This is a genomic window from Mesorhizobium sp. M0408, assembly GCF_040321495.1.
In the GTDB taxonomy this organism is placed as follows: domain Bacteria; phylum Pseudomonadota; class Alphaproteobacteria; order Rhizobiales; family Rhizobiaceae; genus Mesorhizobium.
Genome location: NZ_JAMYRO010000017.1, coordinates 125,917 through 149,450, shown reverse-complemented (window position 1 = coordinate 149,450; position 23,534 = coordinate 125,917). Strand labels below are relative to the sequence as shown.

Here is a 23,534-nt window from a genome sequence, read left to right as displayed (position 1 = left end):
GCTCTCGCATCGATTCGTCGTTTGGAAAGGGAGTGTCGGTGAGGCTGCTGAATTCTTCCCAGGACCCAGACACTGCTGCCTGAATTGCGCGCTCAATTCGGGATTTTTCGGTCTCGCTAATTTTGACTTGCATCGCCTTCGGTCTCTCCGCCCTACCGCGCATGCTTGTCGGCCCTGCGGTTGCCCAGCAGCAGCTTGCGCTCGAGATGCGCCCGCAATTCCCCGTAATACACCGTCAGGAACGGGCGTGCGTCATGGGCTTGGGGTGCCGCGCCGATCTTGCGTCCGATCGTTTCGGCCACCGTCCGCAGGGCGAAATAGTCGTCGCGGCGCAGCACCTCCTCCAGCTTGTGGAGTTCGGCAATCCCGTAGGCATCGAGTTGGGCGTGGCTGAACCGGAAGGCGCCGGCCGCCGGATCCTGCCGTGCCGACAGGTCTTCAAGCAAGGCGCGCTTCGGCGCCTCGACCACCCAGGTCCCCGCCAACAGGTCGCCGATCCGCATGCGGTCTCGATTGAACAGCGGGAACAAGGCAAACAACAGCGTCCACACCAGTCCGAACACCGTCGTCAGCGTGTCGGCGAGGTCGGTCCCGCTGCGTCCAACGATGATCGACAGCGGCAGGAACACCTCGATCTCGCGCATCAGGTTGCGGGCGATGACCTGGTCGATCGACAGGCCGTCTCCGCTGCGCGACGCGACCCGGATGCCGACGATCCGCTTGCCGGGCGTAGCCGCGCGCCGGCCCGCTTCGAAAACGATGAAGTAGGCGTTGCGCAGAAAGAAGATCAGGATGATCCAGACTACGAAGAGCGGCTGAAATCCCTCGCTGCCAAGGCCTCCCACCCCGAACAGCGCGACGATCGTGATCACGATTGCAGCCACGGCGATGAACACGATGTCGAGCAGGAAGGCGGAGGCCCGCGTGCCGGCGTCAGCAAGCCTAATCCGGAGATCGACGCCTTCGGGCGTGATCAGCGGCCGTATAGCCGCGAAGGCGGCGCGTTTAACGATCGCCATGCCGCACCGCCCGGAACAGGTAGAAATAACCGATCCACAGCACCAGCATGCCACCGCCAATGCCGTAGCGCGTGACGTCGCTGGTGATGGTCTGCCTGCCAATGCCCTCGAGCAGCCCGGCAAACAGCAGCATGACTGAGACCCCGACCATGGCGTTCGCGGCGATGCGTCCGGCGCGAGCCGCTGCCGCCATGCGTGTCAATTCGCCGGGAAAGGCGATGCTGGTGCCGATGCGCATGCCGGCCGCGCCGGCCAAAGCGATCGCGAACAATTCGCTGGTGCCGTGGATGGCCAGCCAACCGCCGAGCTCCATGCCAAGCCCCTTGGACCAATAGACTTGGAACAACGCCCCGATCATGCAGCCGTTGAACAGCATCAGCAGCACCGTCGGCACCGCGAAGGCGAAGCCAAGGGCGAAGGCCAGGATTGCGACCTGGACGTTGTGCGTGAACAGATAGGCGGCAAAGCCTGAGAGAAAGCCATTGTCGCCATCATAAAGCATGCCTCGCAGCAGTTCGGCCGAGGTGTCGGGGCCGCGGCCTCCTGCCAGGCCGGGCGGGATGATCGCGCCGAACCAGCTCTTGTCGGATGCCACCAGCCAGGCGCCTGCACCAATGCCGATCACCATCAGCGCGACCGACGCCAATGTCTCGCGCCACAGGTCGCGAATGGCTTCGGGCCAGTCATGCAGGAAGAAATCGGCGAGGCGCTGCCGCAGCCCGCGGCGCGCGCCGTAGAGATAGAAATAACCGCGCAGGGACAGCGCTTCGAGATAGCCGACCAGCGCATTATCGAGCGAGGTCGCGCGCGCCACCGACAGGGAAGACAGCGCCGATCGATAGAGCAGCGGCAGCGACAGCAGCTCCTCTTCGGAAAGCGTCCGCGGCGCACGCTTCTCGACACGCGCCAGCAGCGCCTCGAATGCTTTCCAGTCGGCCTCGCGCTCGCGGCGGAAGCTGGCTAGCGACTGGCGTACCGCGTCGCCGCGCATCGCATTGCCGCGTACCGGCGCCGTCACAGCAAATCCTCCTGCTTGAACTGCAGATAGCGCTCGACCAGCGCCGGACCGAGCCGGTTGTGGTCGGCTTCGATCACATGCGCCCCGAGCAGGCGCAGCCGGCCGATGACGACCTGCCTTTCGCGCAAGAGCCCTCCGGCAACGACCGCGCGGGCAACATCCTCGCCGGAGCGTGGCGGCAGGTCGGCCAGGCCCTCCAGTTCGGTGTCCTTCATCATCATGAACAGCACGAGATGCCGTTCGGTGAGCCGGCCCACGGTGCGCAGCATCAATTCCGCACTGATCGGATCGACGAAATCGGTGAAGATGATGACCAGCGAGCGGCGGTCGAGCCGCGCCGCCAGCGTCGTCAATGCCAGCGTGAAATTGGTCTCCTCGCTGGAGTAGTCGATCTCGGCGGCCCGTTTCTGGATCATCGCAAAGCTGGCGGGGCCGCGCACCGCGCCGCTCGAAACGCGCGGCCTTGCATCGAAGCCGAACAGGCTGACCATGTCACCGCCCTTCAGCGCGATGAATGCCGACAGCAGGGCGGCCGTCACCGCCCGGTCCACCTTCGGCACACCGTCGACCGGCTCGCACATCAGGCGTCCGCTATCGATGGCCAGCACGATGTTGTTGTTCTCCTCGATGCGGAACTCGCGCGCCAACAGCTTGCCGTGGCGGGCGCTGCGCTTCCAGTCGATCATCCGCCGGCCCATGCCCGGCTGGTAATCCTTGAGCGCGTCGAACTCGCGGCCTTGACCGGCGCGGCGCTGCGCATGGCCTTCGGCAAGCGCCGCATGTTGCAGCAGCGTGATCGCCTCGCCGCGAGCGCTGCTGACGTCGGGCAGCACCGCAACCTTGCTTTCCACCGGCAGGACGACCTGGTTCCAGACCAGCCCGAATGGCCCGCGCCAGCGCACCCAGAGACGGTCGAAGCTGGCGACGCCGCGCCGCAGCGCCTGGAAGCGGAGGAAGAGCGACCCGCCTCCGGCGGTTGGCAGCAAGGCGCCGCCGCTGCTGTCCACCGGCGCCAGACGCCCATCGTGGCCGACGCGAGCCTCCGCGGCGCGCGGCCCCGAGTGACGGGCGGTGATTTGCACGCCGAATTCCCCACCAACACCGACCTGCTGCGGCGCATCGATGCTGGCACTCAGCGATGCCCGTCCGCGTCCGGCCGCGGCATCCACCGCCAGGAAGGCAAGCAGCAGGCAACTCCACAGCAATCCCAGATACCAGAACGACGGCAATGCCAGCGCGACCAGGAAGGCCGGGACCGCGCCGGCCGCAGCTGCCCATACCGCTCGGCCGCTGGGATAGATCAACGTGGTGCTTCCGTCTGGTCGACCAGGTCGGAGACGATCTGCTCGACCAGCCGGCCATCGATCTGTGCCGCAGGCGAAAGGATGACGCGATGACGCAGCGCCGGCACCGCCAGCGCCTTGACGTCGTCGGGGATCACATAGGCGCGTCCGTCCAGCGCCGCCCGGGCACGCGCCGCCCGCGCCAGCATGGCGCCGGCGCGCGGACTGGCGCCGACTTCCAGATCGGCATTTTCACGCGTAGCCCGTACCAGCGCCGCTATATAGCCGACGACATCGTCGACAAGGGTGACGGAGCCGACCGTAGCGAGTGCCTCCTGCAGCGTCTCGCGGTCCGTCTGCGCCTCGATGCCATATTGCGCGATGTCGTGCGAGGCGGAGCCGCCGCCGTGATGGACGATGATGGCTCGTTCTTCCTCCGGGCCGGGATAGCTGACGCGGTGCTTGAACAGGAAGCGGTCGAGCTGCGCCTCCGGCAGCGGATAGACGCCCTGGTGCTCGATCGGATTCTGGGTCGCGACGACCATGAAATTGCGGCCGAGCGAATGCGTGGTGCCGTCGAAGGTGACCGCATGTTCCTGCATCGCCTCGAGCAGTGCGGCCTGCGTCTTGGGCGGCGTGCGGTTGATTTCGTCGGCAAGCAGGAGATCGCAGAAGATCGGGCCGCGCGTCAGCGTGAACTGCCCGGTCTGGAAGTTGTAGATGTTCGACCCGACGATATCGCCGGGCATCAGGTCCGGCGTGAACTGGATCCGCCCGTAGGCGATCCCAAGCGCCTGGGCGAAGCAGCGCGCCGTCATTGTCTTGGCCGTGCCCGGAGGACCTTCCAGCAGGATATGCCCGCCCGCAAACAAGGCGGTCAGCATCAGGTCGACCGTATCGTGCTGCCCGGTGATCGCCTTGGCCACTTCTTCCCTGATCCGTGTCGCCAGGGCCTTCACATCATCGACGTTCACCGAGCCTCCTTGCCGTCCAGTCATGCAGCCGTTCTGCTGCCTGTTGCATCTGCGTCAGATTCTTCGCCTCGCCGGCCGCTTGCGAGCGCGTCGTGAAGCCGCCAGCTTGCTCCTTATCGCGAGAGTCGAGCCAGTGGTCGAGCGCTTTGCCTTGCAACCCTTGCGGTGCCCCGAGCAGCGCGCCGGCGCGCACCCGCATCAAGGCCGCATAGCGGCCTCCCAGCTCGTCCAGCCGGCCGGCACGCCGCATGAGCATCGCCGTCGTATCGACCAGCGCACGCTTGCCGAAGGCGATCGCGCGCTGGTCGATACGCGGCGGGCCGAACCGGCCAAGGCCATGCAGGAACGCCAGCGCCGCAGCGATCAGGATCGTCAGTGTCAGCGCCAGGAACGGCGGCTCGACCAGAAGCTTGGCCAGATCATACTTCCGCCCCGCGCCGTGCAGCGTCAGATCGAACATCACCGGGCCGTCGTCGGGCTGGAGCAAGGCAATCAGCCCGAGCGCGGCTGCTGCCTTTTCGGGATCCTTGAGGGCGGCGTTGTTGATCAGGTCGGGGTCAGTCAGGATATAGAACGGCTTGTCGTCCAGTTCGGTAAGCACAGCCTTGTCATTGCCGGCTGCGATGAGAGGGTACTTGTCGGCCACCCACTGCAATTCTTCGGGTGCGGCAACCATGTTGCCTTCGATGTCGAGTTGCTTTGCCGTGCTCTGGCCGGCACCGATCGTCGCATCGGCGATGCGGCCAAGCCATTCGTTCACCACCGAACCGGGCAATCGCCCGAATTTCATGTTCCAGCTTTCATGCCCCTGCAGCGGCAGGATCTGCCATTTGGGCAGCACGAAGAGCGTGTTCTGGTCCTGGCGAAGATTGAGGATGTGGTCGAGCGCCTCCGGATCGCTGTCGGGCGAGATGGTGACGATCAGCAGTATATCTCTGGCAAGATCGTCTTCGGTCCGCGCCATCAAGGGCGCTTCGCCGGTGAGCCGCAGCCATTCCGCCAGGCCGGCGTAGCCCACACCGCTTTTCGACAGCGGCGTGGCGCCGCCATTGCCGGGTTGCCGGAAATCGGGAGCATAGGTGGACAGCAGGAAGAAACCGGCTGCCGCAAGGAGGCTGGCGAAAATCCCCCAAAACAGTGTCTTTCGATTGAACGGCTCCTGTGCCTCGACCGCCGGTGCACTCACGTCCAGGCATCCCGGAAGGCGAAACGTTCATAGGCGCCGCGCGCCTGCCGCCAGCCTTCCGCGCCGACCGGCCGGCGCGCGAACAGCGCCGCCTCGACAATGCGGGCGATCTCGGTAAACGCATGGCGCGCCCTTCCCGGCAGGGAAGAGGCATTGGCGATGTCGCGCGCGGTGAGCGACGGGCGCAGGAAGTCCGGCAGCCGGCCGGCAATATCGGCGACGCTGCGCCGAAGCAAAAGGTGAACCGCCTCGTCATAGTCGCCGCGTGCGGCCAGCGCATCCGCTTGCGACAACAGGATCTGCGCGGCGCCGGCGTCGGGGCGCCAGGCTTCTTCGTCTTCGACTTCGGGTCGAGCGCGCTGCCACGGCAGCCGCCAGGCGATGCCTTTCACCTCAAGGAAGACCAAAAGCAGGATGATTGCGACGCCCGATATCACCGCCCCCCAGAACAGATAGATCATGTAGGGACCGAGCCACGACAAAAAATCCTGCAGCGGCTTCAGCCACTCGGGCGGCTTTGGCGGCACATAGGCCGGCAGGTCGAACTGGATCGACTCATCGGCGATCAGCTGCTTGTGCAGATTGGTCAGCCGTTCGGCTTCCGCTGTGCCTGGCTGTGCCAACGCCACCGCTCCCCTGCAACCTGTGGTTCCCTGCCGACACTGACAATGCAGCGGAACAATTGCAAGTGGGCTGGACGCCCACCGTTAATCTTGGCAGAATTACTATTAGGGCGCCGTGATACTGTTACGGCGAAACACGGGGGGAAATCATGGCTTCAACGACACTGGAACGGCCTGAGAAATTCGAGATCGGCAGGGTGTTCAACAACAGCTTCGCCGTGATCGGCCGCAACATCGGCTTGTGCCTTGGGCTCGCGCTGCTGTTTTCAGGCTTGCCGGCGATTATTCTTCGGCTGTGGAGCCAACCGCAAATAGATGCGGTTCTGCAGGGCGACCCCGGCGCCGCGGCCGATCCCTCGATGATGTTTCGGAATTCATGGTTTACGATTATTGCGGGATTGCTATCCTTCGTTTTCGCGCTGCTGCTCCAGTCGGCGCTGGTGCGGGCGACGATCGAGGACTTGAACGGCAAGCGGCCGACCTTTGGCGACTGCATTCAGATAGCCATCCGCAATTTGCTGCCGACCCTCGGTATTGGCCTGCTCGTCGGCCTGGGTGCGGGCCTGGCGTCGATAGCTTTGCTGGTTCCCGGCATCATCTTATGGCTCGGATGGTGCGTGGCGGTGCCGGTTCTGATCCAGGAGCGGCTTGGCGTGTTCGGTTCGATGTCGCGTAGCCGTGTCCTGACCAAGGGCAACCGCTGGCCGCTATTTGGCCTCTTCTTGATCCTGATGGTCATCGCGATGGTCATCCAGTGGGTGATGCTGGCAGTCATCGTCATGTTTGGCGGGATCATTGCCGATGTGGCGGCAGCCTTGGTGTCGACCGTACTGTCGATGGTGCTGTCGGTCGCCACGGCGGTCAGCTATGTCGAGCTGCGTCAGGTCAAGGAAGGCACCAGCGTCGAAGAACTGTCGCAAATCTTCTCGTAGCAAAGTCGCGCGGCTGCACCACGTCGGGACCGGCCTGAACATCAGGCGGGCCCGGCGAGCCGCGACAGCCGTTCGCCATGCTGCCGCCGGCGGGTCAATGTCGGCCAACACCGGGTCGCAATGACGGACCGGTCAAAACAGGTAGAGGTATATCGTGGCGTCAATAACGCTGGACCAGCCCAACAAATTTCGCATCGGCAGGGTTTTCGGCGCCAGTTTTGCGGTCATCGGCCGCAACCCCATGCTTTGCCTCGGACTTGCATTGCTGTTTTCGGGTTTCTCGACCCTTGTTTATGAGCTTTGGATGCAGGTGCCGCAGGCCGGCGTCGCCCGAGGGGATCCTGATGCCGCCCTCGGCGGCCTCCGCATGATGTCTCGTGATTCTCTGATTACGTTCGGCGTCGTGTTGATGTCCTTTGTCCTGGATCTGTTGCTTCAGTCTGCGCTGGTCCGGGCGACTATCGAGGATCTGAACGGCAAGCAGCCATCCATTGCCGACTGCATCAAGATAGCGATCGGCTGTTTTCTGCCAACGCTCGGCGTCGGGCTGCTGGTCGTCCTGGGCGCAGGATTGGGCTTGATCCTGCTCGTCATTCCCGGAATCATATTGTGGCTCCGGTGGCTGGTAGCGGTGCCGGTTCTGGTACAGGAACGGGTCGGCGTGTCTGGCTCCATGGCGCGCAGCGGTGAACTTACCAAAGGCAGCCGCTGGGCACTGTTCGGCCTGTTCTTCGTTCTGATCGTGGCCTCGGTGGCCATTCAGTTGGCACTTGAAAGTGCTGTCGAACCGTTGGGCGGCATAGTGCGAGCTGTAGTGGCGACTTTGGTGTCGACGATATCGTCAATGGTGACGTCGATTGCCACCGCGGTCAGCTATGTCGAGCTGCGTCAGGTCAAGGAAGGCACCAGCGTCGAAGAACTGTCGCAAATCTTCTCCTGAGGACGGTGGCCAGGCCGACCGTAGGCTCTCGCTTTGCGCTCACTCGGCCGAGCTCTTTCACGACTCCTTAGTCAGCTGTGCCGGCAAGACGGCCGTCAGCCGCTTCGCCCATTCCTCGATGCCGGAGCGGCTCGCCAGCAGGTCCTGCCTGATCTCGATAAGGACCGCGGGAATGCCGCGATCGTCGCCATGGACGGGTATGGCATAGTCGCCGTCACGGCTGATCACGTAGGGCTCGTTTGCCGCGGCGTTGAGCGCTCTGTCGGCGCGCAGGCCGGCAAGCACTGCCTGGCCGAAATCGACTGCCCGATCGTAAAGCACGCCGGCGTGCCAGGGTCGCGCAATGCCGAGGAAGACCGGCGTGAAGGAGTGGATCGTCGCGATCCGCGTCGGTCTGCCCTGCTTCGCCCGGTCATCGAGATGAGCGGCGACGCGGTCATGAAACGGCGCGAACAGGATTTCGGCACGCCGGCTTCGCTCCTCCGGATCGAGGCCGACATTGCCGGGGATGTCAGTGCCTTCCGATAGCACCGGAATGCTGCCGCTGGAACCAAGCGGCCGGTTGAGATCGATCAAAAGCCGCGAATAGGAGCTGAGGAAAGCCGGAGCGTCGAGCAGTCTTGACAGAACACGAGTCACTTCGGCGGCGCCGATGTCCCAGGCGATATGGCGCTGCAAATGGCTGCTGTCGAGACCGAGCCGCGCATACTCTGCCGGAATATGATTGGAAGCGTGCTCGCATATCAAAACGATATCGGAACGCCCCGTTTCGTTGATTGCTTCGACCGCTGGAAGCCAACCTTCCGGTAGGATGGCGTTAGCAAGCGGCTCAGCCATCAATACAGCGTCCGGTAGAGATCGCAGACCGCCACTGGGTCGAGACCAGCGAGGCGCTCGGACTCATGCCGCTTGAGGCCGACAAAGGTCTCGACGAACACCGGCGCGAACCATCCGGTGACGGTCTTGTCGGCAACGAGCGCGTCGAGTGCCGCAGGCAGCGTTTCCGGCAGCCGCACGAGGCCAAGCTTCTTGCGCTCGGAACCGCTCATCTGCGTCGGGTCGCCCGAGACAAGCGGCGGCGCCGGCAGCTTGGCCTTCAGCCCCTCCAGCCCGGCGCGCACGATCGCCGCCAGCGATAGATATGGATTGCCGGTGGCGTCGGCTGCCCGGTATTCGATGTTGTACTGCCGCGCCGGATCGCGCCCGCCGATCGTCACCGTCGGGCAGATGCGCAGGCTCGCCTCGCGGTCGCGATCGGCAAGCCAGGTGTAGGACGAGCTCCAGCTATGCGGCTTCAGCCGGTAGTAGGACGACACACTCGCCGCCGTCATGGCGGTGATCGCGGGCAGGTGGCGCAGCACGCCGGCACAGAACGAAGCGGCACGGCTGGAAAGGCCGCCAGGCTGGGCCGGATCGTAGGTCGCCGGCTTGCCGGCCTCGTCGACGAAACTGAAATGGATGTGGACGCCGTTGCCGACGGCATCGGGCGCGGTTTTGGGCGCGAAGCTCGCCCGCCAGCCGGCACATCGCGCGACTTCGCGCGTGATCTCGCGGATGGCGACGGCGCGATCGGCCGCGGCGAGCGCATCGGCCGGCTCGCATGTCACCTCGAACTGGTCGGTGCCGAATTCGGCGATCACCACTTCGGGCGCGACGCCGGCTTCCGCCAGCGCCGCCATCAGATTGGCGGCGAACGGGTCGGCGCGGCGCAGTGCTGCCAACGACATCGAATGAGCCGGGCCGAAGTCGCCCTCGATATGGAATTCATGCTCGAAGGCGGCGATGACGGAAAGCCCGGCCGCTGCCTTCAACTCAGTAAGCGCATCCTTGAGCATGGTCCGCGTACAGCCGACCCACGGGCTGCCGTCGAGTTCGACGATGTTGGCGGCGACCATGTCGAAGGGCGTCGCCGATCCGGTCAGCGCCGTGCGGAACCGCGCGTTGAGATCGGGAACGAGCCGCACATCGCCGGACGAACCCCAGGGATTGGGATCGACGATCGAGTTGAACGGCGTCAGCGACAGATTGGCCTGCAGCCAGCCGACGCCGGTCGCGGCGATCTTCTGCAGCCTGCTTTCGACGACGGAGCGGCCGCGCGTGATCGCCGAAAGATCGGTGGTGACGACGGCAACCAGCGGTTCGACGGTCATGCAGCTTTTCCCAAGGCTTCGAAACGGGCAGTAACGATGGCGGTATCTGCGACCCAGCAATAGCCGCCGAAAGCCTCGAGCGCGCCATCATGGCGCTCCCGCGTGGCGGCGGCGCAGGCATCCGATACGCAGGTGACGAGATAGCCGCGATCGGCGGCATCGCGCACCGCCATGTCGACGCACTGGTCGGTCATGATGCCGGCGACGACCAGGTAACGCACGCCGAGGTTTTTCAGGACATAATCGATGTTGGTCGAGTTGAAGACACCCGACGATGTCTTCGGCAGCATGATCTCGTCGCCGACCGGCGCCAGCGACGGCACCGGCAGCCCCTCCGGCCGGCTCGGCGCGATATGGATCGGCGTCAGCTTGTGGTCGAGCGAGCGGTCGCGGCCGTCCTCGGTCAGGCTCTGGATGATGGTATGGATCACCTCGACGCCGTTGGCCCGCGCCGCCGCCAGCAGGCGCTCCTGGTTGGGGATCGTTTGCGACGCCGTCTGCCGGTAGAAATAGTGGTCGGAACCGCGCTCCGGATGCGCCGGATCGGCACCCGGCTCCAGCCAGACCCGTTGCATGTCGACCAGCAGCAGCGCAGTTTCGCCAGCCCGGAACGGCTCGTTTCGTTTCGGCAATGCTGGCGTCATGCTTGGTGGTCCTGCTTCGCTGATCACGTCTGGCTGATTTAGCTGATTTTGGTCCACGCGTCCTGCGTCGCGGACACACTTATTGGGAGTATTCGAAGTTGCTAATTTGAGTTAAACTTTGTTTTCGGCGTGGAGACGGGGGTCTCTGTCATGATCGATTCAGATGTGTTCGACTTTGTCGAACGCTGCAGGAAACACACAGCTACCGGGCCGCTGCTGAGCGACCTGCTTGAAACCGTGAGGAATCTCGGCTTCGAGCACCTTATCCTGAGCGGCGTGCCGCTTGGTGGCCAGAAGCTTGCACCGATGGTCGAACTGAATGGCTGGCCGGCCGGCTGGTTCGAGCGCTATGTCGAGGCCGATCATGCCGCCGTCGACGGCGTTTGCGTTTACTCGGCAAAGACCTTGAAGCCGTTCCTCTGGTCCGAAGTCCCGGCAAAGTGGTCGGATACGCAGGGCTCGCGACGCGTTGCCGGCGAGGCGACAGAGTTCGGCATCTGTAGCGGCTTCGCCGTACCGATGCTCAGCGTTCATCATTGGCAATCCGTGCTGTCGTTTGCGTCTTCCACGAAGTCCTGCACCCTGTCGCCGCGCCATCAGGTGCAACTGGTGACCATGGCGGTATACGCGGGCATGTCGATCCAGGCCTTGGCGAATGACGACGATGACCACGAGGGCGTGCTGACCGACCGCGAAAAAGAAGTGCTCTTGTGGGCCGCGGCTGGCAAGACCTCATCGGAAACCTCGCAGATCCTTGGCCTGACCGAGCGCACGGTCAAATGGCACTCGACACGGGCTCGCGAGGCTTTTGGCGTCGCAACGACCACGCAGGCGGTCGTCGAGGCGGTGCGCCGGCGTCTGATCCACCCCTAAACGCGTCAACTGTCCCATCGGACAGGTGACGTATATTAGCGCGACTGCGAGTATCCCGTTGAGAACGATCGGGGGATCGCGCCATGATAACGGCCCACGTAGTCAATGCGCATAACAAGCATCTCTATGAAAACGAATTCGACGAGTTTCTGCGCCGCCGGCACGACTTTTTCGTGCACCAGAAACATTGGCGCCCTCCAAGCCCGGACGGTCGCGAGCTGGACCAATTCGATACAGACGCGGCGACTTACCTGCTCGGTATCGAAGATGGTCGTGTGGTGACTTCGGCTCGATTGATCCCAACGAGCGAGCCGCATATGGTCTCGGAGGTCTTTTCTCACATGTGCGAAAGATCGGGCGTCCCGAGGCGTCCCGATTGGGCCGAATGGACGCGCACATTCGTCGTTCCCGATAAACGAACTGCTGGACTGAGGGGCACGCTGACGCAGCTGTGCTGCGCGGTGATGGAATACGCTCTCGACGAGGGCCTCAGCGCAGTCGGCGGCATCCAGGAAACCTACTTCATGCCGCACCACGGTGCGCTCAAATGGCGGGCCGAGCCGATGGGCATGGCCAGGGAAGAAAACGGCGAGTGGTACATCGTCGCCTATATCGAGGTGAATGAGGCGGCGCTGTCGAGCGTGCGGAAGATACTAGGGGTTGAGCATTCGTTGTTGGTTCGGTGTGGAACGCAAATACCGTTCCTCCTAGAAACCAGCGTGTCATTGGTCTGTAATCGGGTCTAAGTCTAATGGTTAACTGGGAGGGTAATTATGTCTGTCATTCTTGCGTCAGCCAGAATAAAGGAAGGTCAGCTCGCGGAACATTCGGCAAATGTGAAATGGGAAAACAATGTGTTATCATTTGAAATTGCAGAAAAGTACAAAGGGCATTTTGTGCCAATAGTATCTCACTGTCATAACGTTCCTCATGTAACGAGTAGCTATTGGATCAAGCAGGTTGGATCGGAATACATCGTCGTGATGCAGTCAGCTCAGGACACAAGTGGAAGGGTATTTCCGCCTACCGATTTCACGGCAGTCATAGTTTCCACCGTCTAGTGAAGGCGCCGCCACAGCTAGAGGCCTGTGAGCGGATTACGGTGACGGTGCACTATTTTCTTTTCGCCGCCTGCCTCGTTTTCCCGGGCTCACGGCCTTGCCGATTTCCTCGGCGATGCTCTCGGCCCACGGGGCATCGAAAACCGCGACATCGGCGACGCGGCGATACTCGATGAGCAGTTCTTGTGGAACACATAGTCTTCGGACGTGAAAACACTTTGGCTCACCCGTACGGTGCTGGGGATGCGGCAGACCGGGAACACCGGCAAGGTGCACGTGCGGCGAGGGCGACATGGTAAAAAGTGCACTGTCACCGTAATTCTGATCTATACTCGGGACACCAGCTCGAATGCCTACGGCAAGGCGAAGGGCGGATGAAGCGCTTGATAGAGTTCTCTTTTTAGTCATGTGGCGATGTTAAGATGTTAGCCTCCGACCTAACGAAATTTATCGAGCAGGATCATCTGGCTCTGGATGCCTTCGTAAAGGGCGATCCTGAGCCCTTGAAAAACCTCTACTCGCGACAGGACGACGTCATTATTGCCAATCCCTTTGGCCCGCCGGCGAAGGGATGGAGAAAGGCCGCTGAGACCATGGAACGGGCCGCCACCAATTACCGGCACGGCAAGGCCATCGGATTTGAGCGCATCTCGGAGTATGCGACAGCCGACTTGGGATACATCATCGAGGTCGAGCGGTTCCAATCCAAGGTCGGTGGTGGCAACAAACTGGTGCCGATTGCGCTTCGAGTCACCACCATATTCCGGCGCGAGGAAGGCGCGTGGAGGATCGTCCTTCGTCATGCCGATCCGATAACCTCGGCACGCCCGCCGACGTCCATTGTCGGGGAGTAGAAGGGTTGCCGGAGAGGTTTTAGGAATTACGGTGACAGTCCGCTATTTTCTTTTCGCCGCGCGCCTCGTTCCGGGTTCTCACGGCTTTGCCGATTTGCCCGGCGATGCTCTCGGCCCACGGGTGCATCGAAAACCGCGACATCGGCGACGCGGCAATATTCGATGAGCAGTTCTTGTGGAACACATAGTCTTCGGACGTGAAAACACTTTGGCTCGCCGGTACGGTGCTGGGGGATGCCGCAGACCGGGAACGCGGGCAAGGTGCACAATGCGGCGGAGGCGACATGGTAAAAGTGCACTGTCACCGTAATTCATCCTTAGCGGCCAATTTCCGGCGTCGCATCAACAATCTAGGTCATTTTCGGTTTCGCTTTAGGCAGCGCGGCCAGCAAGAGCTGGTGCTGTTTCTTCTTTCTCTTCGACGTGAGGGCTCACCCATTCGTCGGTTATCACGCGGCTGGCCAAGGTGCCCGGCACCGCTTTTCTCAAGGCACGCAGCAAAAAGTATCTAACCCGCTCGGACAGTCAAGAGGTGTGGCAGGCAGGCCATGCGCAGCCAGCCGCAGCGAGCCGCCAAGACGCGCGAAGCACCTTCGGCGGTGTAGGACAGCGGCACGCCAGAACGCGCGCAGGCCAGGCGTTGGCTTGCCCAATTGTGTTTTGACTATTTGGCTGAACGGGAGCGTAAAATATCAGGTTCGCCCGGTCGGGCGAACTAACTCAGGGAGGATGTTATGAAGATGAATCGACGTAATGCTCTCGCCCTTGGTGCCACCTCGTTGGCGGCCCCGCTATTGGTCGCAAAGCCCATTCCGGTAGCGGCCAAGACCTACGGTCCGACTGATGGCAAAGAGATTTTTCCCGGCGTTCGGCTCGTCGAACTGGGAACACGAGACTCCCATATCAAGGGGTACAAGAAAATTGCCATGGAAGACGTCGTCTACCAGCCAAAGGCAACTAGCCCGCTCGGGGATGTCATGGCCGACGATATGGTCTGCACGGTCACTGAAGGCGAGCTGCAGGTCACGGCCGGAGACATGCAGTTCACGGCCAAGGAGGGTGACGTATGGAGCTGCGGCAAGGGTAGCACGAAGGAGGCTGCTACGAACAACGGAACAGCGGTCGCAGTGATGCGGGTGATTAACCTGAAGGCTGCATAAAGTTACCCACACTCTGGCGACTGCAGACGCTCCAGCCGGCTTCGGCCGGCGGGCTTTTCCGGTGCGCCACGGCCTCGATGACCGGACATTTCTGCCGGCGCGCTGTGGCCAGCGCGGCGGCAGACTGAGGCCTTAGCGCACGGGCGAGCCGCCCTTCAGTGGTGGTGGGCGGAAACGCTCTTGACGTATTCGGACACCAGTTCCCTCGGTGCCGACTGACTGACGTCGCCGACACTAAGGATGCCGACCATCCGCATATTCTTGTTGATCACCGGCAACCTGCGGATTTTCAGTTCTTCCATGTGCCGTACGGCCTTGGCCAGATCGTCGTCTTCGCGGCAGCAGTGAATGCCGGCCGTCATAACATCGCGCGCCGTTGCGATGCGGCCGTCGAAACCATCTTCTGCCAGTCCGTTGCAGACAATATCGCGGTCGGTCACCATTCCGATCAGTCGGTCGTTCTCTCCAATGGGAATCGACCCGATATCCTGGGCTCGCATCATTTTCGCCAGTTCGGTGACAGCGGTTTCGGGGCTGACCCAGTCGACACCCTTATGCATTGCGTCTTTGACCTTCATGGCGGACCTCCCTTGCTGGGTTGGTGAATGTCCCCCTGTCCCATTCTAACGCGGACGGGGTTTGGCTGCCAGAGGTCATCATCCAGACCCGCATTTTGCGGTGGTTGTCATGCGGAATTACGGTGACAGTGCACTTTTTACAATGTCGCTCCCGCCGCATGGTGCACCTTGCCCGCGTTCCCGGTCTGCCGCATCCCCCAGCATCGATAACCGCAACATCGGCGACGCGGCAATATTCGATGAGCGGTCCTTGTGGAACGCATAGTCTTCGGACGTGAAAACACTTTGGCTCGCCTGTACGGTGCTGCGGCAGACCGGGAACGCGGGCAAGGTTACACGATGCGGCGGGGCGAACATGGTAAAAAGTGCACCGTCACCGTAATTCCGGTGCACTATTTTCTTTTCGCCGCCTGGCTCGTTTCCGGGTTTCTCGGCTTTGCCGATTTGCCCGGCGATACTCTCGGCCCCCGGGTGCATCGAAAAACCGCGACATCGGCGACGCGGCAATACTCGATGAGCAGTTCTTGCGGAACACATAGTCTTCGGACGTGAAAACACTTTGGCTCGCCCGTACGGTCCGGGGATGCGGCAGGGCGGGAACGCGGGCAAGGTGCACCATGCGGTCAATCTAGACACGGGGCGACATGGTAAAAAGTGCACTGTCACCGTAATTCCTAGATGTAGTGTGCTCAGCCGTCCAGCAAGTATAAGGATCAACGTCGTGCGCGGACGCAGGCACTTGACAGCTTCGATCGCGAGTGGCTCACGCGCCGCCGCTCTGTTGCAGGCTGTGCCATTGTTCAATGCTATCGCATAGGAACTTCACAAATCCACTGCACAGCAACGGCTCAGCTGCACCGTCTGGCGTGAATTCATATATCGCGTCCGACTCATCGATTCCCCAAGTTCCGAGATATTCGCCTTCCTGAGTGACGACAGCGCCGTCCTCAAGCAGGTTTATTGACCATCGAAGATTCATGCCACCTCCCGGTCCGAATGATGCGGATAGAATACCATGCGGATCATCCGCATGGTTGTAACACATGCCATTTTCGGGAATGATCTAAGTAATTGTTTCTATTGAAAAAAAGAAGCTGGCTGGGGAACCTGGATTCGAACCAGGACTAACGGAGTCAGAGTCCGTGGGTCTACCGTTAACCTATTCCCCAGCAGGCGCGGCTGTTGAAAACCACACGGGCAGGGCGGCGACGTCGCCGCGCGTGCCTTGTAGCCGCCGCCGGAAAATAGTCAACCCTGTGTCTGGGTTCAATCGTCGGCTTCCCGCGCTTCAACTCTCGCTGCGGCTGTATTGCGAGTGCTCGAAGAACAGCACCACGCCGAGTGCGATCAGCAGCGGGATGATCAGGTAGAACAGCCGGAACACCAGCAGCGCCGCCAGCACGCCGACCTGGTCCATATGTGACAAGCCCGCGAGGAACACCACCTCGAAGACGCCCAGCCCGCCCGGCGCATGTGAAATCTGCGCGATCGAGAACGACACCAGGAAGACGCCGAGCACGACGAAATAGCCGGGATTGCCGGCGGCGGGCAGGGCAAAGAAGATGATCGCCGCTGCCGCCAGGAGCTCGATCGGGCCGACCAGCAATTGCCGCGCCACGATCGGCAGCGCCGGGTAGTGCAGCTGAAAGCTGCCGATCCTCAGCGGCCTGAGATGCAGCCAGCTGCCGAAGACATAGGCCGCCACCACGAGCAGCATGGCGAGCCCTCCCGCCTGCGCCAGCCGGTGATGCGGCGTGCCGGAAAACCGGTCGATCACCTCGGGCTCGAGCAGCAGGACGATGCTTGAGACGAACAGCGTCGACAGCACGAAGGTGATCCAGCAGATCGCCACCAGAATGCCGACGTCCTGCCCGGTCAGGCCCTTGGTGCCGTAGGCGCGGTAGCGGATCACCGCACCGGAAAACACCGAGCCGCCGATATTGTGCGACAGCGCGTAGGTGGTGAACGAGCAGAAGGTGACGAACAGCCACGAGACTTTCTTGCCGATGTGCAGCAGCGCGATGTGGTCGTAACCGGCGAGCGAGGCATAGGCGATGACCGAACTCAGCGCCGCCAGCACCCAGCCGCGCGCCGGGATGGCGATTATGCCGGCCCAGACATCGTCGAGCGAGATGCCGCGCAATTCGTGCAGCAGCAGCCACAGCGAGAACACCACAGCGGCGATGCCGATCACGGGCCAGAAATAACGCCTCCAGTTCATGGCCTGACGATCATGCGTTGCAGCCCGTACCCGATTTCCGGTTCGCAGCAGGAAAACCGCCCGCGCTCCCGAATGGTTTACCCCTCCATTTCAGAAATGCCTCATTGAAGCCGGCTATTCAACCGGGAAGGCGCGTTGTGGCGCTCGCGCCTTCCCTTCTCCCCTTGTGGGAGAAGGTGGATCGGCGCGCAGCGCCGAGCCGGATGAGGGGTGCCGGAAGGAACTCAGCTCGAAAAAATAAAATGATTTGAAGGGGTTACATCTTCAATGCCGCGATCCGTCCAGCACCCCTCATCCGACCGAGCTTCGCTCGGCCACCTTCTCCCACAAGGGGAGAAGGGGGTCACCGACGTCGCCGCCTTCACGCCGCCGGCAAAATTCGCCGTGAGCACTCTTGGTGATCCGGCCCGGCGCTGATAGTCTGGCGGCAACTTGAACATGTAAAAGCGCCTGCTGCGTCCGGTCTCCGGTTCGCGCGGCGCCGGAAGGAACGACAGTGGAAGACCACGAAGCCGGCGCTGGCGCGCCGGAAGTGGGCGTGTCCAGGGGTTCGCCGACGCCGTCCGGCCAGGCAAGCCCATCCACCGGACGCTACGGCCGTCAGATGCAGCCCCGGTCGGGTAACGGACAGGCTGGCGACACGTCCCACGACCACAAGGGCCAGAACGGCCCGCATCAGAACGGCAAACCCAAGAAGCGGCGCAAGCGGCGGCGCGGGCGCAAGGTTTTCGCACGCGACGAGGCTCGTCCGGGGATAACAGGCACTTCGGTGCCCGTCGCCGGCGGGGCCTCGGCCGCTCGCCCGTCCCAGCCAGCGGCTTCGATCGCGCCGCAGTCCTCGATCGCGCAATCGGCTTCGATCGCGCAATTGCCTCCAACCTCGCCAAGGCCGGGGCAAGGTGCCCGCACACCGCCGCCGCTGCAGGAATTGCCGGTGTTTGCCGCGCTCGATCTCGGCACCAACAATTGCCGCCTGCTGGTCGCGGTGCCGACGCGCCATGGCCAGTTCCGCGTCATCGATGCGTTCTCGCGCATTGTCAGGCTGGGCGAGGGCCTTACCGCCAATGGTCGGCTTGGCGACGCCGCAATGGACCGCGCGGTCGAGGCGCTGAAGATCTGCGGTGACAAATTGCGCAACCGCAAGGTCAGGAAGGCCAGGCTGATCGCCACCGAGGCCTGCCGAACCGCCGCCAACGGCGTCGAGTTCCTCGAGCGCGTCGAGCGCGAGGCCGGCCTGAAGCTCGAGATCATCGACCGCCAGACCGAGGCGCGGCTGGCGGTGTCGGGCTGCGGCTCGCTGGTCGAGCGCGACACGCAAGGCGTCGTGCTGTTCGACATCGGCGGCGGCTCGTCCGAAATCGCGCTGATCGACCTCACCGGTCAGCGCTCGCCAAGGCTTGCCAACCATATCGTCTCGTGGACGTCGCTGCCGGTCGGCGTCGTCTCGCTGGCCGAGCGTTTTGGCGGCCGCACGGTCACGCGCGAGATCTTTGGCGCCATGGTCGAGGATGTCGCAATGCGGCTGCGCGCCTTCGACGAGCGCGACCGGCTGAGCCACCTCCTGTCCAGCCCGAAATTCCATTTGCTCGGCACCTCGGGCACAGTGACGACGCTGGCCGGCGTCCACCTCGATCTCGAACGCTACGACCGCCGCCGCGTCGACGGGCTGTGGATGGATCGCGACAGCGTCGACCGCATGGTCGAAAAGCTGGTCGGCTGGGATTTCCAGCAGCGCGTCGCCAATCCCTGCATCGGCGCCGACCGCGCCGACCTGGTTCTGGCCGGCTGCGCCATATTGGAGGCGATCCGTGCCGTCTGGCCGTCGGAGCGGCTGCGTGTCGCCGACCGTGGCCTGCGCGAGGGCATACTGAGCGAATTGATGGCCGATGACGGCGTCTGGCGGCGAGGCCGGCAATGACCAAGAAACCGGAAAGACCGAGCTCCGCCGGCATTCGCGTGCTGAAGACGAAGATCAAGAAGAAAAGCGGCTTGAAGGAATCGTCGCGCCGCTGGTTGCAGCGCCACATCAACGATCCCTATGTCCAGCGCTCGAAGGCCGACGGCTATCGCTCGCGCGCCGCCTACAAGCTGATCGAGATCGACGACAAGCACCATTTGCTCAAGCCTGGCATGAAGGTGATAGACCTTGGTGCGGCACCCGGCGGCTGGTGCCAGGTCGCCGCCGCGCGTACCAAGTCGACCGCGGAACACCCTAACGTCGTCGGCATCGACTATCTCGAGATGGACGCCGTGCCGGGCGCGCCGGTGCTGCTGATGGATTTCCTCGATCCGCAGGCACCCGAAAAGCTGGCCGAGACGCTGGGCGGCCAGCCGGACATCGTGCTTTCAGACATGGCCGCACCCACCACCGGCCACAAGCGGACCGATCACATCCGCACCATGCATCTTTGCGAGGTGGCGGCCGATTTCGCGCTGTCCGTGCTGAAGCCGGGCGGACATTTCCTCGCCAAGACGTTTCAGGGCGGCGCCGAAAACGAATTGCTGGCCAGGCTGAAGCGGAATTTCCGCTCGGTCCACCACGTCAAGCCGCCGGCCTCGCGCGATGAGTCGGTGGAGCTTTATTTGTTGGCGAAGGATTTTAAGGGGTAGCGCCCTTTCCTTCTCCCCTTGTGGGAGAAGGTGGCCTCGCGAAGCGAGGTCGGATGAGGGGTGTTCCAGCTTGGCAACACGCTTGCAGTTATCATCGCCTCATTTCTTCAAACACCCCTCAACCGTCTCGGCGCTGCGCGCCGATCCACCTTCTCCCACAAGGGGAGAAGGGAAGGGTTCCTCAACTCCCCGGCGGGCTCACCGGCTCCAGCGTCTTCGGCGGCGTCAACCTGCCATGTCCCGACACGGCATTGCCGGCGTCCGGCGCCAGCCGCATGAACGACAGCGAGGCTGCCTCCGACACCGCCGCTACGATGAAGAAGGCGGTGTGGAAGTCGCTCAGCGTCAGCGGGCCGCCATGGATATTGGTCGACACTTCCAGGATGCCGCCGGCCAGCGCCACGCCGAGTGCGATCGCCAACTGCTGGAACACCGCCGTGATCGGCGTGGCCTTGCTGGTGTCGGCGGCCGAAATCTCGGCGTAGGCAAGCGCATTGATGCCGGTGAAGAACATCGACCGGATGAAGCCCCCGGCGAGCAGCATGGCGAGGATCAGCCCATAGGGCGTGTCGGGTGTGAACAGGCCGTTGATGGCGATGGACGCGGCAGCGATGAGCGAGCCTGAAATCAGCACCCGGCGGAAGCCGGCGACCCTGAAGATCAGGGCAGTGACGAATTTCATGCCTATGGCGCCGATCGCCGAGACGAAGGTGATCATGCCGGACTGGAACGGCGTCAGCCCGAAACCGATCTGGAACATCAGCGGCAACAGGAAAGGTACGGCACCAATGCCGATGCGGAACAGTCCGCCGCCGAGCACCGACGAGCGGAACACCCGATTGCGAAACAGCTCGAGCGCCAGCAGCGGATTCTTGGCGCGGCGCGCGTGCAGCAGGTAAAGCACCGCCGATGCCAGCCCGACGGCAACGGTGATAAAGCCGGCAACTGGCGGCAGAGCCGGCAGGCTGACCACCGACAGGCCGAACACAATGCCCGATGCCGCCAGCCCGCTCAGCACGAAACCGATGAGATCGAGCGGCGGCGTCTGCGCGGCGTCGGTCTTCGGCAGGAAACGCGTGGCCAGCCAGATGCCGATCAGCCCGATCGGCACATTGATCAGAAAAATCCAGTGCCAGGAAAAATAGGTCGTGATGAAGCCGCCGACCGGCGGGCCGACCAGGGGGCCGACCAGAGCCGGGACAGTCAGCCACGACATGGCGGCAACGAGCTCGCTTTTCGGCGTCGCGCGTACCAGCACCAGACGCCCGACCGGCGTCATCATGGCGCCGCCAATGCCTTGCAGGAAGCGTGACACCACGAAAGCCGGCAACGAATTGGAAATGGCGCACGCGACCGAACCGACGATGAACACGGCGATCGCGGCGCGGAAGACATTCTTGGCGCCGAAGCGGTCGGCCATCCAGCCGCTGATCGGAATGAAGATCGCCAGCGATACCAGATAGGCGGTCAGCGCCAGCTTGAGCGCGATCGGGCTGGTGTGGATGTCGATGGCGATCGCCGGCAACGATGTCGCGATGACGGTCGAATCCATGTTTTCCATGAAAAGAGCGACCGCCAGGATAAGCGGAATGGTGCGGTTCACGATGGATCCGGTCTTGAAATGCGCGTCGCGATTCTTGCCGGCCTTGGGGGCCAAACCGACAGGTAGGGCGGTTATCACGGCTTGGCCCGGATGTCGCATTAATTTGCTGTCACGTTTGTGCGACCGCAAGTCTCGCAGCCCCTAGGGCAAAATGCAGCTTCGCCACTACACAACCATCGGCTTTTCAACGGCGATCGGACGTGTTACGAGCCAGCGCCAATCCTGAAAGGGAAGAAGACGAGTCGGCGCTGTCCATCAGGGCGAGCGCCTTTCCTGCATTCCGAGGGCTGGCCATGGCAAAAATCATCGAGACGTCCACCGGCGCATTGGCGCTGACCTTTGACGACGTGCTGCTGCAGCCGGGTCATTCCGAGGTCATGCCCGGCGAGACCGACATCCGCACCCGCATCGCTGGCGACATCGACCTCAACGTGCCGATCCTGTCGGCCGCCATGGACACGGTCACAGAGGCGCGGCTCGCCATCGCCATGGCCCAGGCCGGCGGCATTGGCGTCATCCACCGCAATTTCTCGCCGGCCGAACAGGCCGAGCAGGTGCGGCAGGTGAAGAAGTTCGAGTCCGGCATGGTGGTCAATCCGGTCACCATCGGTCCCGAGGCGACGCTTGCCGATGCGCTGGGTCTGATGCGCACCTACAGCATTTCGGGCATTCCGGTGGTCGAGAACGGCGGCACCGGCGGCCACACGGTCGGCCGGCTCGTCGGCATCCTGACCAACCGCGACGTCCGCTTCGCGTCCGATCCGGCGCAAAAGGTCTATGAGCTGATGACCCGCGAGAACCTGATCACGGTCAAGGAGAACGTCGATCAGGACGAGGCCAAGCGGCTGCTCCATCAGCACCGCATCGAGAAGCTGGTTGTGGTCGATCGGGACGGCAATTGCGTCGGGCTGATCACGGTCAAGGACATCGAGAAGTCGCAGCTCAACCCGCACGCCACCAAGGATGCGCAGGGGCGCTTGCGCGCCGCCGCCGCCACCAGCGTCGGCGATGACGGTTTCGAACGGGCCGAGCGCCTCATCGACGCCGGCGTCGACCTTCTGGTGATCGACACCGCGCACGGTCATTCGCAGCGCGTTCTGGATGCGGTGACGCGGGCCAAGAAGCTGTCCAACTCGGTTCGCATCCTGGCCGGCAACGTCGCCACCGCGGAAGGCACCTTGGCGCTGATCGATGCCGGCGCCGACGCGGTCAAGGTCGGCATCGGGCCAGGCTCCATCTGCACCACCCGCATCGTCGCCGGCGTCGGCGTGCCGCAGCTCTCGGCGATCATGTCGGCGGTCGAGACGGCGCAGAAATCCGGCGTTTCGGTCATTGCCGACGGCGGCATCAAATATTCGGGCGATCTCGCCAAGGCACTGGCCGCCGGCGCAAGTGCTGCGATGATCGGCTCGCTGCTGGCCGGCACGGACGAGAGCCCGGGCGAGGTCTATCTGCACCAGGGCCGCTCCTTCAAAGCCTATCGCGGCATGGGCTCGGTCGGCGCGATGGCGCGCGGCTCCGCCGATCGTTATTTCCAGGCCGAGGTGCGCGACACGCTGAAACTGGTCCCGGAAGGCATCGAAGGGCAGGTGCCGTACAAAGGACCTGTGTCTGGCGTGCTGCACCAGCTTGCAGGCGGCCTGAAAGCCGCTATGGGTTATGTCGGTGGCCGCGACCTTGCCGATTTCCGCGAGCGCGCCACTTTTGTGCGGATATCCAATGCCGGACTTCGTGAAAGCCACGCCCATGACGTCACGATTACCCGCGAAAGCCCGAATTATCCTGGCGGAGCCTGACCGTCATGC

Annotated in this window: 23 protein-coding genes and 1 tRNA gene; 10 read left to right on the top strand and 14 right to left on the bottom strand. The window is 63.0% G+C overall.

The window, feature by feature from the left end; translation table 11 throughout:
* Positions 1 to 152 precede the first annotated feature (152 nt).
* Genes NKI67_RS20940 through NKI67_RS20915 form a run of 6 tightly spaced genes read right to left on the bottom strand, consistent with a single transcriptional unit; the run spans position 153 to position 6,109 of the window.
* Positions 153 to 1,019 (bottom strand): RDD family protein, encoded by an 867-nt coding sequence (locus NKI67_RS20940; RefSeq protein ID WP_023674430.1) that lies wholly within the window; start codon positions 1,017 to 1,019, stop codon positions 153 to 155.
* Positions 1,006 to 2,037: a stage II sporulation protein M gene (locus tag NKI67_RS20935; RefSeq protein ID WP_245274615.1), complete on the bottom strand. Its 1,032-nt coding sequence runs from the start codon at positions 2,035 to 2,037 to the stop codon at positions 1,006 to 1,008. Before NKI67_RS20935 ends, NKI67_RS20940 begins: the two co-directional genes overlap by 14 nt.
* Positions 2,034 to 3,341, bottom strand: coding sequence for a DUF58 domain-containing protein (locus tag NKI67_RS20930; RefSeq protein WP_352621001.1), 1,308 nt, complete (start codon positions 3,339 to 3,341; stop codon positions 2,034 to 2,036). Before NKI67_RS20930 ends, NKI67_RS20935 begins: the two co-directional genes overlap by 4 nt.
* Positions 3,338 to 4,294: an AAA family ATPase gene (locus NKI67_RS20925; RefSeq protein ID WP_292661489.1), complete on the bottom strand. Its 957-nt coding sequence runs from the start codon at positions 4,292 to 4,294 to the stop codon at positions 3,338 to 3,340. The genes NKI67_RS20930 and NKI67_RS20925 overlap by 4 nt, the downstream gene beginning before the upstream one ends.
* Positions 4,281 to 5,480, bottom strand: coding sequence for a DUF4350 domain-containing protein (locus NKI67_RS20920; RefSeq protein WP_352641681.1), 1,200 nt, complete (start codon positions 5,478 to 5,480; stop codon positions 4,281 to 4,283). The genes NKI67_RS20925 and NKI67_RS20920 overlap by 14 nt, the downstream gene beginning before the upstream one ends.
* The gene (locus NKI67_RS20915; protein WP_352646593.1) at positions 5,477 to 6,109 is read right to left on the bottom strand and encodes a DUF4129 domain-containing protein; all 633 of its coding nucleotides are present in this window, start codon (positions 6,107 to 6,109) and stop codon (positions 5,477 to 5,479) included. The genes NKI67_RS20920 and NKI67_RS20915 overlap by 4 nt, the downstream gene beginning before the upstream one ends.
* Positions 6,110 to 6,252: 143 nt before the next feature.
* On the opposite strand from NKI67_RS20915, the gene NKI67_RS20910 reads away from it, so the two are divergent.
* Positions 6,253 to 7,035: a hypothetical protein gene (locus NKI67_RS20910; protein ID WP_352516778.1), complete on the top strand. Its 783-nt coding sequence runs from the start codon at positions 6,253 to 6,255 to the stop codon at positions 7,033 to 7,035.
* Between the two features lie 154 nt (positions 7,036 to 7,189).
* Entirely contained in the window at positions 7,190 to 7,975 is a 786-nt protein-coding gene (locus NKI67_RS20905) for a hypothetical protein (RefSeq protein WP_352516779.1), read from the top strand.
* A gap of 57 nt (positions 7,976 to 8,032) precedes the next feature.
* Here NKI67_RS20905 and NKI67_RS20900 read toward each other — a convergent pair whose 3' ends face one another.
* Genes NKI67_RS20900 through NKI67_RS20890 form a run of 3 tightly spaced genes read right to left on the bottom strand, consistent with a single transcriptional unit; the run spans position 8,033 to position 10,769 of the window.
* Positions 8,033 to 8,812, bottom strand: a complete 780-nt coding sequence (locus NKI67_RS20900) for an N-formylglutamate amidohydrolase (protein ID WP_352646591.1) — start codon at positions 8,810 to 8,812, stop codon at positions 8,033 to 8,035.
* Positions 8,812 to 10,125 carry a type I glutamate--ammonia ligase gene (locus NKI67_RS20895; protein ID WP_352646588.1) on the bottom strand — a complete coding sequence of 438 codons (1,314 nt, stop codon included), beginning with the start codon at positions 10,123 to 10,125 and terminating at the stop codon, positions 8,812 to 8,814. Before NKI67_RS20895 ends, NKI67_RS20900 begins: the two co-directional genes overlap by 1 nt.
* Positions 10,122 to 10,769, bottom strand: coding sequence for a cysteine hydrolase family protein (locus tag NKI67_RS20890; protein ID WP_352571496.1), 648 nt, complete (start codon positions 10,767 to 10,769; stop codon positions 10,122 to 10,124). Before NKI67_RS20890 ends, NKI67_RS20895 begins: the two co-directional genes overlap by 4 nt.
* Positions 10,770 to 10,919: 150 nt before the next feature.
* On the opposite strand from NKI67_RS20890, the gene NKI67_RS20885 reads away from it, so the two are divergent.
* The 4 genes from NKI67_RS20885 (at position 10,920) to NKI67_RS20870 (ending at position 14,717) form a co-directional block, all read left to right on the top strand.
* A complete protein-coding gene (locus tag NKI67_RS20885; protein ID WP_352571495.1) occupies positions 10,920 to 11,642 on the top strand; it encodes a LuxR family transcriptional regulator in 723 nt (240 codons plus the stop codon).
* Between the two features lie 83 nt (positions 11,643 to 11,725).
* Positions 11,726 to 12,388, top strand: coding sequence for an acyl-homoserine-lactone synthase (locus tag NKI67_RS20880; protein ID WP_352571494.1), 663 nt, complete (start codon positions 11,726 to 11,728; stop codon positions 12,386 to 12,388).
* Positions 12,389 to 13,125: 737 nt separating this feature from the next.
* Entirely contained in the window at positions 13,126 to 13,557 is a 432-nt protein-coding gene (locus tag NKI67_RS20875; protein WP_023674442.1) for a YybH family protein, read from the top strand.
* 734 nt (positions 13,558 to 14,291) lie between these two features.
* Positions 14,292 to 14,717, top strand: a complete 426-nt coding sequence (locus tag NKI67_RS20870; protein ID WP_023674443.1) for a hypothetical protein — start codon at positions 14,292 to 14,294, stop codon at positions 14,715 to 14,717.
* Between the two features lie 155 nt (positions 14,718 to 14,872).
* Here NKI67_RS20870 and NKI67_RS20865 read toward each other — a convergent pair whose 3' ends face one another.
* Complete coding sequence (locus NKI67_RS20865) at positions 14,873 to 15,295, bottom strand: CBS domain-containing protein (protein WP_023674444.1); 423 nt, start codon at positions 15,293 to 15,295, stop codon at positions 14,873 to 14,875.
* Between the two features lie 252 nt (positions 15,296 to 15,547).
* Here NKI67_RS20865 and NKI67_RS20860 point away from each other — a divergent pair, with 252 nt between their 5' ends.
* Positions 15,548 to 15,847 (top strand): hypothetical protein, encoded by a 300-nt coding sequence (locus NKI67_RS20860; protein WP_352571491.1) that lies wholly within the window; start codon positions 15,548 to 15,550, stop codon positions 15,845 to 15,847.
* A 211-nt stretch (positions 15,848 to 16,058) separates the two neighbouring features.
* Here the strand turns inward: NKI67_RS20860 and NKI67_RS20855 are convergent, their stop codons facing one another.
* The 3 genes from NKI67_RS20855 to NKI67_RS20845 form a co-directional block, all read right to left on the bottom strand.
* Positions 16,059 to 16,274 carry a hypothetical protein gene (locus tag NKI67_RS20855; RefSeq protein WP_352571489.1) on the bottom strand — a complete coding sequence of 72 codons (216 nt, stop codon included), beginning with the start codon at positions 16,272 to 16,274 and terminating at the stop codon, positions 16,059 to 16,061.
* 116 nt (positions 16,275 to 16,390) lie between these two features.
* Positions 16,391 to 16,464: transfer RNA gene (locus tag NKI67_RS20850), tRNA-Gln, on the bottom strand.
* Between the two features lie 119 nt (positions 16,465 to 16,583).
* Positions 16,584 to 17,516 (bottom strand): lysylphosphatidylglycerol synthase domain-containing protein, encoded by a 933-nt coding sequence (locus NKI67_RS20845; RefSeq protein ID WP_352590477.1) that lies wholly within the window; start codon positions 17,514 to 17,516, stop codon positions 16,584 to 16,586.
* 496 nt (positions 17,517 to 18,012) lie between these two features.
* Here NKI67_RS20845 and NKI67_RS20840 point away from each other — a divergent pair, with 496 nt between their 5' ends.
* Together NKI67_RS20840 and NKI67_RS20835 are read left to right on the top strand one after the other, a co-directional pair.
* Positions 18,013 to 19,434 (top strand): Ppx/GppA phosphatase family protein, encoded by a 1,422-nt coding sequence (locus NKI67_RS20840; RefSeq protein WP_023674448.1) that lies wholly within the window; start codon positions 18,013 to 18,015, stop codon positions 19,432 to 19,434.
* Positions 19,431 to 20,126: an RlmE family RNA methyltransferase gene (locus tag NKI67_RS20835; RefSeq protein ID WP_023674449.1), complete on the top strand. Its 696-nt coding sequence runs from the start codon at positions 19,431 to 19,433 to the stop codon at positions 20,124 to 20,126. The genes NKI67_RS20840 and NKI67_RS20835 overlap by 4 nt, the downstream gene beginning before the upstream one ends.
* A gap of 181 nt (positions 20,127 to 20,307) precedes the next feature.
* On the opposite strand, the gene NKI67_RS20830 is transcribed toward NKI67_RS20835, so the two are convergent.
* Complete coding sequence (locus tag NKI67_RS20830) at positions 20,308 to 21,729, bottom strand: MFS transporter (RefSeq protein WP_352646585.1); 1,422 nt, start codon at positions 21,727 to 21,729, stop codon at positions 20,308 to 20,310.
* Between the two features lie 293 nt (positions 21,730 to 22,022).
* On the opposite strand from NKI67_RS20830, the gene guaB reads away from it, so the two are divergent.
* Positions 22,023 to 23,525, top strand: a complete 1,503-nt coding sequence (guaB, locus tag NKI67_RS20825) for an IMP dehydrogenase (protein WP_352458563.1) — start codon at positions 22,023 to 22,025, stop codon at positions 23,523 to 23,525.
* The last annotated feature ends 9 nt before the right edge of the window (positions 23,526 to 23,534 follow it).

Bases quoted from the DNA above. Each gene is read 5' to 3' on its own strand.
- NKI67_RS20940 (WP_023674430.1), bottom strand. From the start codon at position 1,019: ATGGCGATCGTTAAACGCGCCGCCTTCGCGGCTATACGGCCGCTGATC.
- NKI67_RS20910 (WP_352516778.1), top strand. From the start codon at position 6,253: ATGGCTTCAACGACACTGGAACGGCCTGAGAAATTCGAGATCGGCAGG.
- NKI67_RS20900 (WP_352646591.1), bottom strand. From the start codon at position 8,812: ATGGCTGAGCCGCTTGCTAACGCCATCCTACCGGAAGGTTGGCTTCCA.
- NKI67_RS20895 (WP_352646588.1), bottom strand. From the start codon at position 10,125: ATGACCGTCGAACCGCTGGTTGCCGTCGTCACCACCGATCTTTCGGCG.
- NKI67_RS20890 (WP_352571496.1), bottom strand. From the start codon at position 10,769: ATGACGCCAGCATTGCCGAAACGAAACGAGCCGTTCCGGGCTGGCGAA.
- NKI67_RS20885 (WP_352571495.1), top strand. From the start codon at position 10,920: ATGATCGATTCAGATGTGTTCGACTTTGTCGAACGCTGCAGGAAACAC.
- NKI67_RS20880 (WP_352571494.1), top strand. From the start codon at position 11,726: ATGATAACGGCCCACGTAGTCAATGCGCATAACAAGCATCTCTATGAA.
- NKI67_RS20875 (WP_023674442.1), top strand. From the start codon at position 13,126: ATGTTAGCCTCCGACCTAACGAAATTTATCGAGCAGGATCATCTGGCT.
- NKI67_RS20870 (WP_023674443.1), top strand. From the start codon at position 14,292: ATGAAGATGAATCGACGTAATGCTCTCGCCCTTGGTGCCACCTCGTTG.
- NKI67_RS20865 (WP_023674444.1), bottom strand. From the start codon at position 15,295: ATGAAGGTCAAAGACGCAATGCATAAGGGTGTCGACTGGGTCAGCCCC.
- NKI67_RS20855 (WP_352571489.1), bottom strand. From the start codon at position 16,274: ATGAATCTTCGATGGTCAATAAACCTGCTTGAGGACGGCGCTGTCGTC.
- NKI67_RS20845 (WP_352590477.1), bottom strand. From the start codon at position 17,516: ATGAACTGGAGGCGTTATTTCTGGCCCGTGATCGGCATCGCCGCTGTG.
- NKI67_RS20835 (WP_023674449.1), top strand. From the start codon at position 19,431: ATGACCAAGAAACCGGAAAGACCGAGCTCCGCCGGCATTCGCGTGCTG.
- guaB (WP_352458563.1), top strand. From the start codon at position 22,023: ATGGCAAAAATCATCGAGACGTCCACCGGCGCATTGGCGCTGACCTTT.